The organism is Planomicrobium sp. YIM 101495, from assembly GCF_009707665.1.
Taxonomy (GTDB): domain Bacteria; phylum Bacillota; class Bacilli; order Bacillales_A; family Planococcaceae; genus Planococcus.
In genome coordinates this window covers 107,535-121,384 of record NZ_WLZW01000004.1, presented here as the reverse complement: position 1 = coordinate 121,384, position 13,850 = coordinate 107,535, and the positions used below count along the sequence as shown (strand labels likewise).

Sequence of the window (13,850 nt, the reverse complement as noted above, 5' to 3'; positions counted from 1 at the left end):
GGAGAATGCTCCTTTTGTTTTGAACTTATTTCTTCTCTTTCTACTTATTCTTCGCTGGACCGCTACAATCCTGTTAGATAAAGAGCATTTTGAAAAACCTCAGTGCAGGACATCTTTTGATTGCCATCACATTAAACATCAAAAAAATCCCCCCGCTCGCAAGCAGGAGGATCTCATGGAAGGAGGGGAAAACTCGACTGTAGTTGGTCATCGACCGTCAATTGCCTTAGTTGGTGATCGGGAACAGGTAACAGCGTAACGGGGAATCGGTCATTGGTTGGCCAGTTTCCATTAGGCAATTGTACCGAAGCACAAATAAGGGTTCCTTCCATGCCTTGGAGCGGAGTCTCACCGCTCCAAGGATTAAAAGTATTTCTCTGCGTCAAAATCGAGCATGACGGAATAGTTCTTCGTGTTGATGGCATTGGACAGCCGGTTAGCCAAACGCTCCGCCTCGACCGCCTTCACCCGGTACTCTTCAGGATCGAACATCGCCATCCGGACGATCGGCACACTGTCGCCGTATCCGTAAAGCGGCGATTCTTTCACAGCCGTCCCGAATCCTTTGAATTTTCGGGCTTTCGCACGCAGCTGCGTAGCCAGTTCGATCGCTTCGACAATCGTCAAGCTGTCGCCGTTAAAGTCCACTTCGTTTTCATAATTGGCACGGTACATCAATTTGTCGAGAAGCCGGAAATCCTTCCGAATCTCATCGATTTCTGCTTCTACTATTGAAAGTGGACGCTCCTGCTTGGGCGGCTTGCTTCCTTTTTCAACTTCCGCAAACGCCACGCGATCCATCTCTTCTTCCAATTCGTGAATCCGTTTTGCCAGTACACTCTTCAGTTTCACGGCTTCTGCCAACGAAATTTTCTCCATGTCCAGTCCCCTCCAGTCGCTTCTTTTAAATAGCGTAGCAGACCGACAATCGATTTACAATTTTGAATCCGTTGTTTTCTAGCAGATCGGATAGTATCCGATTTGGATCGAATACTGTCCGATCCGGCTTTGAACCGAAAATTTCGCCAGTACTGCACACGAAACCCTAGTTTAGGCGTAAACTAGAGGCAGTGCTCGAAACGAGACAGCTTATAGAAATGGAGTGAATGGATGATGGGCAAAACAGTAATCATCACTGGTGCCAGCAGTGGCATCGGACAAGCAGCAGCAAAAGAATTCGCGGATAAAGGATATTCCGTCATGCTGGCGGCGCGACGTGAAGACCGCCTCATGGCATTGAAGCAGGAAATCGAGGAAGCTGGTGGACGCGCAGCTTATCAGGTGACGGACGTAACGTCAGCAGCAGAAATGAAAGCACTAGCAGAGGCGGCGATCGAGCAGTTCGGAGGGATCGACGTCATGCTCAACAACGCAGGCTTGATGCCATTGTCGTTCATGAATAAATTGAAAATCGACGAGTGGGACCGTATGGTGGACGTCAACATCAAAGGCGTCTTGTACGGGATTGCGGCGGTTCTTCCGCACATGGAAGCGCGCGGCGAAGGCCACATTCTTAACATCTCTTCCGTTGCCGGACATGACGTCACGCCTGGAAGCGCAGTATACAGCGGTACGAAATTCGCAGTGCGTGCGATCACGGAAGGCTTGCGCCAGGAGCTCGATCCAGCGATGAACATCCGCGCGACAATCGTGTCACCAGGTGCGGTCGCGACGGAACTGACGGATACGATTACGGACGAAGACGTTCTTTCTGGATTCGCAAGCGGCCCAGCGATGGAATTTCTGCAAGCGGACGATATTGCACGAGCAATCGCTTATGCGGTCGAACAGCCGGCACACGTCGACGTCAACGAAATCTTAATTCGTCCGAGACAGCAGAAATAAGTTTGGAAGCAAAAAACCCCCGCGGAAATCATTTTCCGTGGGGGTTTTCTGATGCTTTCTTACATTGTCAATTGTTGTTTTGGTTTGCGCACTAGACACATGATTCCAGCGATCAAGTAGAAGATACCAGCCAAGATTCCGACGCCTGTAGTCGTGATGGAAACACCGACCGCAACGATCAAGAAGATGATACCTGAAACGACTGGTTTTTTGTTACCTTTCAACAAGATCATCGCAACGATTCCAAGGACGACTGCAGCGATTGCAGACGCGAGTAGCATCGTTCCACCTGCGCCAAGTAAATCAATGACCGTGTCGAACTCTTCCATCGTCAAGTCCAATTCCGGATCGCCTGTTCCTGTCATTGCTTCTTCCATTGTGTCTTTGTTGCCTTGCAGCCAAAGCATGAATCCTCCAAGTGCTGCCATGAATGCGTAGCCGAGAGCCCCGATAATCCCTAAAATAATTTCTGGTGTACGTTTCATTCCAAATTCCTCCTAGTTGTTTTCAAATTGAAATCAGTTTCCTGCGACGTCCCGCTTCGTGAATGCTGTCCAAGCTGCCACGATGAAAATGACGAAGTAGACGACAAGCACGATGATCGAGAACGTCATGCTCATGCCCGGAATAGCCGGTCCCATGCCGTTCGTGTACTGCTCGAGATTCGTGTTGGCGAACAGGATGTATTTCGCCCATTCATATTTCGACAGCACCGCGACGATCGTATTGCCGGCCATCATCAAGAAGATCGCCAAACCGACTGCCATACTGCTGCTTCGGAAAATGGCGGAGATCATGAAGGCGAATGTCGCCATCATCACCAAGGTCACGAGACTGAAGCCGTAAGATGTCACGATTTCACCAAGCACATTGTTATGTGCGAAACCGGATATCAAGTTCTGCACGACGACCGGGTTCAAGCCGTTTACTCCAAACATGATCGCACCGACAATCCACGATGTCAACAGCAAGAAGACAAGCATGGTGAAGGCGAAAATCAAGACTGATACATATTTGGAAAGTAAGATCTTCGTCCGCGAAATCGGGCGGATCAGCAAGAGCTTGATTGTGCCCCACTTGAACTCATTCGAGATGATGCCCGCTGCGACGATGATTGTGAACAAGCTGATGACCGACGTCAGGAAGCTATTGTCCAGCACGTATGCCCAGCCGTCATATGGCTGCGGCTTAAGATCGTTTTCCAAATGGTAATTATTTTTATCAATAAGTACAGGATTCGTGAAGCTGGCAAATTCATCCTCCGACATCTCAGCGGTCAATCGCTCATTTTCCGCTTGCAATTCCGTCTGCCAATCGTCGCCGTATTCTTTGAAATCCGTCTCGACTCCAAAGAACTTCGTGATGATTGCGCCACCGATGACAATGACCAAAAGGATAGCGAACATGACCCACGTCGCTTTTCTCGCATATAATTTGATCTGCTCATTCCAAATCAGGTTGATGAAATTACTCAATGGTATTCTCTCCAATCAGGTCAAAGAATTTATCTTCCAGTGTGGCTTGCATGACGCGGACACTATAGATACTGATTCCTTGCTCCACCAAACCTTTCAGGATGTGCGGAATCTCTTCACGCTTGACCGATATGGAAAGTTCTTTGCCATCCACGCCGACTTCGTTGGCCAGCTGTGTCTCGAGGAAAGCTTTCGCCGTCTCCAGCGGTTCCACCTCAAGGTGAACCTCTTTCAGCAACTCTTCATTCTCTGTGCCCTTCACTTCTTCAATCGCGATCAGTTCACCGTTCTTGATGACGCCGATCCGGTCGCACATCAATTCGATTTCCGTCAGCAAGTGACTCGAAACGATGACCGCGACATTCTCCTTCTCAGCCAAATTACGTATGTACTTCCGGATTTCCCGGATGCCCGAAGGATCCAGTCCATTTGTTGGCTCATCCAGAATCAGAATCGATGGACTATGTAGAAGCGCCTGTGCAATCCCGAGCCGCTGACGCATTCCGAGTGAGTAGCGCCCTGCCTTCTCGTGGATTGCCTTATCAAGCCCGACCAATCCCACGACTTCCTTGATCCGCTGATCCGTCACGCCTTTCACCATGCGTGCGTATTGCTTCAAGTTTTTCCAACCGCTCAGGAATGGATACATCTCGGGATTCTCGACGATTGCCCCGACATGCTGGATTGCACCCTTGAAATCCGTCTTGATGCTCTTCCCTTCGATCAACACATCGCCTTCCGTAATGTCGATTAACCCAACCATCATCCGGATCGTCGTCGTCTTCCCTGCCCCGTTCGGGCCTAAGAACCCGAACACTTCGCCGGCCCTGATTTCAAAATCAAGCCCTTTGATGATCGGCTTCTTTCCGATCGTCTTTTTCAAATTGACCAATTGCATTGCTGCCTTCACCACGTTGCGCACCTCCAAATTATCCTCCGCATAATATGTTTACGAATGAACATTGGGAAAGTTCCTCAAAGTGAGATATTTTTTCGAAAAAGTATTAGTGTAATTTCTGGATAATTGGCGATACTGTCCGATTTGGCGTGGATACTGTCCCATCAGGAATCGAGCGGTTGGTTCGGCCATTCCGTTTTCCAGTTATTTGTAAATACTGGCCGGAACAGGCCAAATACTTTCCGCATTCAAGAAATACTGTCCGGAGCGGTATCTTTACTGTCCGCAAGGTTAAATTACCCGCTAAACAAAAACTACGCTCGCCTTCAATAGGCAAACGCAGTTCTGTTATTCGGCATCCATTTCCGGCTGCTCTGTAAAATCGAAAGGAATAATCGTGTCTGTGAACAAGTTTGCTACAAGAATCGTCCCGGCTCTGCCGCTCAGGTCTAATTCGCTCTGGCTGACTGTCAGCACGTAACGGTCGTCAGCGAGTTCGTAAGCTGTCGGGAAGAATTCCACAATCTCACCGTCTTCAAACTCGACGATATAGAATAGGTAATCGCTCATCTCTTGAGCAGTGAACTCCTCAGGAACTGCCTCTTCGAATTCCACCCCGATCGATGTCGGCGTCAATGCCGCTACATCGTACACTATCGGATAGTAGACGTCCGGATAAGAGTCCTCTTCATCGAAGATGAACATGAACGTTCGGAAAAGCAAGTTCGCGAACTCACCACGCGTGATGTTATCGTACGTGCCATAAGATGTCGCGGACTTGCCGTTCGTGATGCCTGTTCCATAAAGTGCTCCAATGTATGGAGTAAATACGCCAGCGACATCCGTGAACGGTACAGGCGTTTCGAAATCTTCAAGCTCGAATCCCGCCACTAAAAACTTCGCCATCGCACCGCGGCTCAATGGCTCGTTCGGTTTGAACTGTGTTTTCGTAACTCCCGAAACGATTTCCCACTCCGCCAATGCATTGACCGATCCTTTGATGCGGCTATTCAAATCTGTAAAACCGGCGTCTGGTGCATCCTCTGTATCTAAGCCGAGTGCATTCGCCAAAATCACCGCTGCGTCTCCACGTGTTAACTGGTGGTGCGTACCGAATTGCGTAGGCGTCTTCCCGTTAATGATTCCCATTTCATACAAAAAGCTGACCGCCTCGTCATAAGATGCCCCTACATCCGTAAACGTATGTCCGCCCTCTGCATTCACTGGTACAGAAACGCTCGCCACCGCAACCACTGCAACTGATGCAGCCATAAATAACTTGTTCGTCAACACTCTATCCCCTGTCGTCTGTTTGGTATTTTTTGTCTTGCTTTATTAATATATATCGAAAATCCCGAAAAGCAAGAGGGTGGAAAAAAATATTTTTTAATGTCGTAATTATCCATTTATTCGATGAAATTCATTGCGTTTTGACGCGTGCTTCTTCAGCCGGGTTTCCTTTCTGTTTCCATGAAAAAAGAGCCGGGATGCCGACTCTTTTTTCGTTATTGAAATGAAGACTGCCCGCTGATTTTGAAGCCGAGCCCGACGCGCGAGAAGGTATAGCTTGCTTTCTCGTCATTCGTGTCGGTTCCAACCACCACTTCAAACACGTTATAGCTGCGATTCAACTCCAGGATTTCAAATTGCTTAACTCCCTCAGGCCGCGGATTGGTTCCGTACAAAGAAATCGCATATGCCACTTCTCTAACAGCGACTTCCTCCGTCCGCTCCCGCAGCGCTTCACCCGTCAAGCCGAGTTCCCCCAACTCAAGATACTGCTCCACTTTTTCCAGGCCTGTTTCTTTCAAATATCGGTCTGAGTAGAAGTGCGGCGTGAACATCTGATAAACGAAAAATAGTCCCACCACCAAAATGCCGACTATTTGGATTGGCACCATGAAGCGCCCTTTCGCGATCAGACGGTCCAACTTCAACACACTCCAGACCGCCCCAACGAGCAGTCCGAAATAAAAGATGAAGCTGACGATTGAATTTAAAAACAAAAAATCAACCAAATAGGCGAAGCTGCTTAACATGTAAAGGATGAACCCGACTCCTAAAGCAATAAAGACCGTCCTGATCAATGCGTGCGCCCCCTTGATTGGCAAGATTCCATTCGTACTCCATTCTCCGCGGCGGGGTAATATTCCTGCTGAGAATCAGCTCCTACACTTGCTGATTTTAAGATACTTTAACTTTTTAAAATAGAAATCTAATTCACCTATTCCCTTTATACCTAAAAATTCCGATTGCTATAAGGTAAATTGAATTATAAAAAAATACAAAATACACCTAATCAATATAAAAAATTGTAATAATGTGTTATAAATAGTTGAGATTGGTTTGAGAGGATGAAGAAAATGAGTAAAAAGGTAAAAGTTAATAAGCCATTTTATAAAAAATGGTGGGTTTGGTTAATAGCAGTGATTATAATTTTTGCAATCGCTTCTCCAAATGAAGAAACAGATACAGCAAGTGAAGTGGTTGAAGCCGAAAATACTACGAACGCTGAAACGGCAACTCCAGAAGAATCCACGGAATTAGAAAATGTGGAGGAAACTGAGATCGTCGAAGAAGTGGAAGAGGTAGAAGAAGACGATACACCGAGAGAACATAGAGCAGCTCTCAAAAAAGCTGAGTCTTATGCTAAAAATATGTATATGTCAAAAACAGGTGTATTTGACCAACTGACTTCTGAGTATGGCGAGCATTTCCCGGAAGATGCAGCACAGTATGCTATGGATAATCTTGTGCATGATTGGAAAGAGAATGCATTGAAGAAAGCTGAGTCCTATGCTCAAACGATGTATATGTCAAAAGCAGGCGTATATGATCAATTAACATCTGAATATGGTGAACAATTCTCAGAAGAAGAAGCACAATATGCTATCGATAATATTGAGCACGATTGGAAAGAAAATGCTTTGAAAAAAGCTGAGTCGTATGCAGAAGAAATGGCAATGTCCACTTCAGCTGTTTATGATCAACTAGTTTCCGAATATGGTGAACAGTTCACTGCTGAGGAAGCACAATATGCAATTGATAATTTAGAGTAAACTATTTTAAAAAGATACGAGAAGCCTCTCGTATCTTTTTTCATTAGATGAATCTACTTTGGCATGCCACCCTTAATCACAAGCGCACCTCCTAATTCGGGCCAACAAACCTTCCGTAACCCCCGCGTCATAGTTCGCCGAATAAGGATCCGCAAAGCCATGGGCACCATCAACAATTTCCATCGTCACCTGTGAATGCGCGGCTAACTTCGCCTTCAGTTCTTCCGGATCAAACTATTTTTCGTGTTCACTATAGATCAAAAATACATCTCCAGTCGGCACGATGTCGACATACTGCCGAATCCGGGATCCGTAAAACCCGATGACCTTCTGGACTGAAGGATTCGCGCTGCAAAGCCACGCGATCGTCGCCCCTACACTAAAGCCGACGATGCGGACTTCTTCATACTGCGGAGAAATCTCTTGTATTAGCTGCTCCACTTGCTTTGCCGCTTTTGAAAATCCGACGTTCGACATGAAATTTTCGTATGCGAGCTCTTCTTCCTCGTATGAAAATGGTTCGGACCTGCCTGACAAATCCGGGACATAGACATCGAAACCCTCCTGAAAAAATAGTTTGGCATAACCGGTGATATGCTGATTGATCCCATAGATTTCGTGCAACAAGATGACACATTTCTTCGCGTTCTGCTTGTACTCCAAGGCGTTCCACGCTCCTTTCCTGCGACTGAAGTTCATAATAGCCACCTGGACAATTTCGTCGTTTCTATTCCAAGCACCTTCAGCAAAGTTCGTGAAAAAACGCGTGAGGCGCTGATCCGTCTCAAAATGTATCCCGAGTCGATTAAAACCAGTGAGTCGCGACGTCAAAAAGCCCAATCTTCCTGAAATATATTAAGGATCAGAACCTTTTCATTGATAGAGAGTCAGAATTCGAGAAGTTTATTTCCGTTTTTTTGGCGATACCGTCCGATTTGGGTCGAATACTGTCCGATTCGACGTTTTTACTGTCCGATCGAAAATTGTGCGGCTCAATTGGACATCATATTTTCCATTATTATGGGAATACTATATGGAAATGGTGAAATACTGTCCGCATTCGTGAAATACTATCCGGAGCGGTATCTTTACTGTCCACAAGGTTAAAAACGAAAATATCTTCAAAATTATGCCGAACCCCTCAGTTACCAAAAACCAAACCCTCTACTCAACCTTCTGAAAATCCCCGATCCTACCAAGATCACCGCGGGGACATCCGGATTCCGCCGTCCAACCGTACCACTTCGCCGTTCATGTATTCGTGCTCTATCAAGAAACACGCCATCCCTGCGAACTCATGTGGCTGTCCGAGGCGTTTCGCCACCCGCTGAATAGGCCGAGCCATACATCGCGTTGAATGCATAAATGTTGTCGGTGATGCTGACATCGATGTACTGGCCATTACCTGTTTGGGAGCGGTGGTAAACAGCTGCCAGTATACTGATGACCGCCGGCTGCGAACCTCCGGCGATATCCGCGATTTGAATTCCTGCTGGTACTGGCCGCTCATTTTTTCGCGTGGAGTAACTTGCACTTCCGGACAGCGCCAAATGGTTGATGTCGTGTCCCGCTTTGTCGCGGAGCGGACTTGTCTGCCCGTAGTCTGTCGCTGAACAGTAGATGATGCCTGGATTCACTCGTTTCAGCGCTTCGTAGCTGATCCCAAGCCGGTCCATGACACCCGGCCGGAACTGCTCGATGACGATATCGTATTCTTCGATAAGTTTGAAAATGATGTCTTGCGCTTCCGCCTTTTTTAAATCGAGTGCAACCGATTTCTTCGAGCGGTTGAGCTGTGCGTACAACGCCGAAATCCCGTCATGCATCGACGGCATATATTTCGTCAAATCCTCCCGGTGCGGCGATTCCACTTTCACGACGTCCGCTCCCATATCCACCAGCATCATTGTTGCGAACGGTCCCGGCAACAATGTCGTGAAGTCCAATATCTTCAATCCCTCTAAAATGCCCACTTTGTATCACCCTTGTGATTTCGTGCACGTGTGCGTTTGAACCATTCACTCAATCCTCAGTTGCTGCGCATCTTTGTTTCCCAACATCTGCTGATGGCTGTTCACTCTCAATTGCCCTTGTGCCAAGTATAGATTGTCATAAGGGTTAGTTGAAAAAATATTGTGAAAATATACCTTTCGTTCCCCCACTCGCTGTCCGTACAATGAAAAAAACACCCCATTATAAAATGGAGTGCGTTTTTTCAATTAACATCGCGATATTGGTAGATCGATTCGTACGAACTGACACGCCGCTCGGTTTCGAATGATGAACGGCTCCAGATGCTTGTCCGTTCAGATGTTTCGTCCGTTTCGACCAGCCGCAACTCCCCTGGCTCCAGCGTCATGATCACCGATTCCACTTCTTCCAATTCACTGCCCTCTGCATCCATTGCGCGGATTCGCACTTGGACTTCTTTTGGAACGGTTAAATTATTTTTCACGAAGAAGGAGTTTTTATACGGCACTGCATGGCAATTCGATGTCGAAGTCCGGAAACAATTCTTCTCGGATCTCAAGAACACGACCGTGATTTCCTCGTCATCTTGTTGCGCTTCCGCTACAGTGAGTGCTTTCTCCAACTGATTGATGTACGACGCTTTTTCTGCGAATGGATAAACCCATACTGTGAAGAACAGGATGCTCGTACAAAACACAGCGGTGAACATCCAGACGGCTTTCGGGTTATGAAGAGACGTCGGCGCATTTTTGAACAGCACGCCGACCGTCACGTTAATGATGGAGAGGATCAGCAAGAACGCTCCCGCGACAATCAATGCCACGATGCTCTCGAATCCATTCTGGAAAAACGCGAGCTCATATGTATTCGACAAATACCCGTTTACAAGGAAAGTGACAAACACCAATGCTGCGAGCACTACCAGCGGCATCTTCCAGCGCGGCTTTTTGATTACTGACCATAAAAACCAAGCGTATGGGATAAAAAAGATTAAGAGAACGAGTGCAACCGTACCCATTACATTCATCATACCTTTCTTGAAACAACTCGCTCCGCCAAAGCTCTCGGATAGCGGAGTGCTTTATTAATACGGTCCTACCGCCAAAAGGATTCAACTGCGCTTTACATTTTTTCGGAGGTGACAATGTTTCGGTGCGGATTTAGCTGTTCTCATGTGCATTTTTCATTTGCTTTCTTATAAAGTGGTGGCATTGACCATCATGTTGCTTCCCACAAGAAAACCCACACCCAGTGCGCAAGCAGTGGATGTGGGTTTTCAGTTCCTTCAAGCAGCCCTTTTCAAAAACAAGGCATTGCCGTTCTTGATAAATCTCCATATTGCTGCAATCAGGAAGATTCCGATTCCGGCGAGCAGGAATCCTTGAATCACCGTCGTCAGCGCCGGATCGAAGCGACCATCCGCGTAGGAACTATAGATGCCGAAGAATGCCCACGCCAACGGGATCGGAAACGCCGCGTTTTTGGAGAGCTTCAAGTAAAAAAGTACAAAGGCGATTGCGACGCTTAAGATCACCAGCGTCCAGACAGAGTCCGAAATGCCGAAGCCATCCCATTCAAGTTGCACGAGGGTCAAGGAAATGTTGACGATGGTCGCGATAAACACCCACCCGCCGTAGATGGTGAACGTCAACCCTGCCAGCGTCGAAGGAATTTCAAAACGTTTCTTGTAGATCCGCTCTACGATCAGAAGCAACGATAGCAACATGCCGAAAATGAGCAGTGTCGAGATGCCGAGCCGTTCATATGAGAATGCTACAATCCATGCCATATTAAAGACCGAACTCGCGATGAATAATGGCGAAATCAGTAATGTCAGCCTGCTGACTTTCCGGTCTTTCCGTTTGGCGAATAAATAGATCAGCGTAATCAGCAACAGACTGTAGATGACACTCCAAATGGAGAATGTGAACGGTGCCGGGGAAATGAGCGTCAAGTACTTATCCGATATGTCGCCTTGACTCTGTCCATTAAAGAAACCGGAAGAGCCTAGGTAATTCACACCGAGTGTCATAAAATAAACAACAAGGTTAACAATCGTAAAGATCTTCGTTTTCTTCAGCGTACTTTTATCCATCAATTCTTCATCCTTCCGTTCGATTTTTCCGTTTCGAGCTGAGGGTTTTCCGGGCGGTGAACGTATTATCAGCTCTCTCTTTCCTTGTCTTCCCTAAACCCGTCCACTGTACACGCTGCAGCACGCACTTTTCAAAAGGCATACGATTATTTGTATCGGAGCTCCGTTCCACGTTATTTTCTGCATGAACTGGAAGTGATCCGGCCAGATCCATTCCCGTTATTTGGACTTGCCTTCCGATTCGGCCTACATACTGTCCGCAGCGATTATCACCTGTTCAACAAATTCTCCTCTGTTCAATCGTCAAAACTTCGCCATCGAAAATTCATCTTCAATTTATATTCGTCGGCTATGATATATAAGACAGATTATATTATTGGAAAGAGGCGTATTCATTATGAACAAATTCCTGAGCCCGATCACGGACTGGGTCTCCACGAAACGCGGGATGTGGATCACGATCATCACGTGGCTGCTTCTTGCGGCCGTCCTGACATTCGGTCCGAGCTTGAACGATTACAAAGTGGCGAACTTCCAGTCACTTCCAGACGATGCAGAAGCCATCATCGCAGACAAGAAAATGAACGAATACTTCCCGAACGACCAAGGCACACCGGGCATCCTCGTTTTCCAGAACCCGGAGAGCGAAGTCGACCTTGCAGGCATCCAGGAAATTTTGGATGGCATCAAAGCCGCTGAAGTTGAAGGAATCGATGAAATCGTCGACATCAGCCAGTTGCCACCGCCAGCACTTGCAGGATTCTACTCCGAAGACCGCACGACTTTCATCGTGCCGATGACACTTGCTGCTGGACTCGGCAGTGCGGACTTCGCGGCCATTAACGATGAAGCGAGCGCGATCGGGAATGACATCGCCGCCAGCTTCGAAAACCTGGAATTCTACATCACCGGACCAGCAGGAATCGCCGGCGATACAGTCAAACTTTTCGAAGAAGCCGACTTTGTGCTTTTGATCGCAACGGTCTTGATTATCTTGGCGCTACTTGTGGCCATTTACCGCTCGCCGCTTCTTGCGATCATTCCGCTCGTCGCGACGGGGATCGTTTACCAAGTCGTCAACCAAACGCTTGCCTTCATGGGCAAAGCAGGACTTGAGTTGACAAGCCAGACAACGTCGATCATGAGCATCCTGCTATTTGCAGCGGTCATCGATTATTCTCTGTTCGTCTTCTCCCGTTTCAGGGAAGAGCTGAATCATTATGAAAGCAAACATGACGCCATGAAGCATGCCATGCATGCAACCGGCGAACCGGTATTTTTCGCTGGCGGTACCGTACTGGCAGCAATGTTGATCCTATTCTTCGCAGACTTCCGGGATTACGCGAACTTCGCACCGATTTTCGGAACGGCGATTTTCATCATTATGATCGCATCACTGACACTTGTCCCGGCACTCTTCACGTTGTTCGGCCGAAAAGCATTCTGGCCGAAAGTTCCGAAATATGGTGAAGCAAAAGCAGTGAAACACGGCCTGTGGGGACCGATTGCCAAGTTCGTCGTCAACAAACCTTGGTTGTCGGGCGGGATTGTAGCTCTCTTGATGGTCATCACATCCCTCAACGTGCTGAACCTGGAATTTGAATTCGATACCGTGAAATCATTCCCGGAAAACTTGCCGTCCCGTCAAGGTTACGAAATCGTCGAAGAAAAATTCGACAAAGGGGAACTTGCTCCGACCTCCCTACTCGTGATCGGCAATGAACCGCTGACAGAACAGCAAACCACCGCTCTTTCCGAACAGCTTATGGCCTACGATGAAGTGGCATCAGCCCGCTTGTCGGGACAAACGGAAGACGGCGAAGCATTGAAATACAGCATCGCCCTTTCACTGAACCCGTATTCGGTCGAGGCGCTTGATTTCGTCGAACAACTGCGTCTGGACAGTGATGAGCTAATGGAAGCAGCCTCCATCGATGGCGAAATCCATTTCAGCGGGATTACACCAAAACTGGTCGATGAACGCAATGTCAACAACAGCGACATTTACAAAATCGTGATTTTGGAAACGTTGCTCATTCTCGTGCTTCTATTCGTCATGACACGTTCGTGGAAAATGCCGATCTACATGATGGCGACGATCCTCTTCTCTTACGTGTCGGCACTCGGCCTGGGGATCTTCCTCGTGGATGTCCTGTTCGGCTATGAAGCCATCAGCACGCGTGTACCGGTCTATGCGTTCATCTTCCTTGTGGCGCTCGGAATCGATTACAACATCATTCTCGTATCACGCTTTATCGAAGAGCGGAAAGGCAAGAAAGTGAAAGACGCGCTCGAAGTCGCCATCCGCAACACAGGCGGCGTCATTTCGTCTGCCGGGATCATCCTTGCAGCAACATTCGCTGCGCTGACGACCATGCCGATCGCCGACTTGTTCGTCTTCGGTTTCATGGTTGCCATCGGAATCCTGATCGATACATTCCTTGTCCGCGGGATGCTTCTACCGGCGCTTATCCTATTCTTTGAAAAAGACAAGTAAAAACAGCATA

Annotated in this window: 13 protein-coding genes; 3 read left to right on the top strand and 10 right to left on the bottom strand. The window is 47.6% G+C overall.

Annotation, left to right across the window (positions count from 1 at the left end):
• Nucleotides 1-363 precede the first annotated feature (363 nt).
• Nucleotides 364-879 carry a hypothetical protein gene (locus GIW82_RS12985; protein WP_154750373.1) on the bottom strand — a complete coding sequence of 172 codons (516 nt, stop codon included), beginning with the start codon at nt 877-879 and terminating at the stop codon, nt 364-366.
• Between the two features lie 234 nt (nt 880-1,113).
• Between GIW82_RS12985 and GIW82_RS12980 the strand changes: the two genes are divergently transcribed.
• The gene (locus GIW82_RS12980) at nt 1,114-1,845 is read left to right on the top strand and encodes an SDR family oxidoreductase (RefSeq protein WP_154750372.1); all 732 of its coding nucleotides are present in this window, start codon (nt 1,114-1,116) and stop codon (nt 1,843-1,845) included.
• Nucleotides 1,846-1,904: 59 nt separating this feature from the next.
• Here the strand turns inward: GIW82_RS12980 and GIW82_RS12975 are convergent, their stop codons facing one another.
• The 5 genes from GIW82_RS12975 to GIW82_RS12955 all read right to left on the bottom strand — a co-directional run bounded on the left by GIW82_RS12975 (nt 1,905) and on the right by GIW82_RS12955 (nt 6,305).
• Nucleotides 1,905-2,330, bottom strand: coding sequence for a DUF4064 domain-containing protein (locus tag GIW82_RS12975; protein WP_154750371.1), 426 nt, complete (start codon nt 2,328-2,330; stop codon nt 1,905-1,907).
• A gap of 33 nt (nt 2,331-2,363) precedes the next feature.
• Nucleotides 2,364-3,320 carry an ABC transporter permease gene (locus GIW82_RS12970; protein ID WP_154750370.1) on the bottom strand — a complete coding sequence of 319 codons (957 nt, stop codon included), beginning with the start codon at nt 3,318-3,320 and terminating at the stop codon, nt 2,364-2,366.
• Entirely contained in the window at nt 3,313-4,233 is a 921-nt protein-coding gene (locus GIW82_RS12965) for an ABC transporter ATP-binding protein (RefSeq protein WP_370456233.1), read from the bottom strand. The genes GIW82_RS12970 and GIW82_RS12965 overlap by 8 nt, the downstream gene beginning before the upstream one ends.
• Before the next feature lie 333 nt (nt 4,234-4,566).
• Complete coding sequence (locus tag GIW82_RS12960) at nt 4,567-5,508, bottom strand: S-layer homology domain-containing protein (RefSeq protein ID WP_230309391.1); 942 nt, start codon at nt 5,506-5,508, stop codon at nt 4,567-4,569.
• 215 nt (nt 5,509-5,723) lie between these two features.
• The gene (locus GIW82_RS12955) at nt 5,724-6,305 is read right to left on the bottom strand and encodes a hypothetical protein (RefSeq protein WP_154750369.1); all 582 of its coding nucleotides are present in this window, start codon (nt 6,303-6,305) and stop codon (nt 5,724-5,726) included.
• A 276-nt stretch (nt 6,306-6,581) separates the two neighbouring features.
• Here GIW82_RS12955 and GIW82_RS12950 point away from each other — a divergent pair, with 276 nt between their 5' ends.
• The gene (locus tag GIW82_RS12950) at nt 6,582-7,277 is read left to right on the top strand and encodes an Ltp family lipoprotein (RefSeq protein ID WP_154750368.1); all 696 of its coding nucleotides are present in this window, start codon (nt 6,582-6,584) and stop codon (nt 7,275-7,277) included.
• Between the two features lie 234 nt (nt 7,278-7,511).
• On the opposite strand, the gene GIW82_RS12945 is transcribed toward GIW82_RS12950, so the two are convergent.
• From GIW82_RS12945 to GIW82_RS12930, 4 genes are all read right to left on the bottom strand, one after another.
• Nucleotides 7,512-7,976: a dienelactone hydrolase family protein gene (locus GIW82_RS12945; protein WP_154750367.1), complete on the bottom strand. Its 465-nt coding sequence runs from the start codon at nt 7,974-7,976 to the stop codon at nt 7,512-7,514.
• 596 nt (nt 7,977-8,572) lie between these two features.
• Complete coding sequence (locus GIW82_RS12940; RefSeq protein ID WP_370456232.1) at nt 8,573-9,250, bottom strand: CaiB/BaiF CoA transferase family protein; 678 nt, start codon at nt 9,248-9,250, stop codon at nt 8,573-8,575.
• A gap of 242 nt (nt 9,251-9,492) precedes the next feature.
• Entirely contained in the window at nt 9,493-10,179 is a 687-nt protein-coding gene (locus tag GIW82_RS12935) for a hypothetical protein (protein WP_195914055.1), read from the bottom strand.
• A 354-nt stretch (nt 10,180-10,533) separates the two neighbouring features.
• Entirely contained in the window at nt 10,534-11,343 is an 810-nt protein-coding gene (locus GIW82_RS12930; protein ID WP_154750365.1) for a TspO/MBR family protein, read from the bottom strand.
• A gap of 397 nt (nt 11,344-11,740) precedes the next feature.
• On the opposite strand from GIW82_RS12930, the gene GIW82_RS12925 reads away from it, so the two are divergent.
• Nucleotides 11,741-13,840 (top strand): MMPL family transporter, encoded by a 2,100-nt coding sequence (locus GIW82_RS12925; RefSeq protein WP_154750364.1) that lies wholly within the window; start codon nt 11,741-11,743, stop codon nt 13,838-13,840.
• The last annotated feature ends 10 nt before the right edge of the window (nt 13,841-13,850 follow it).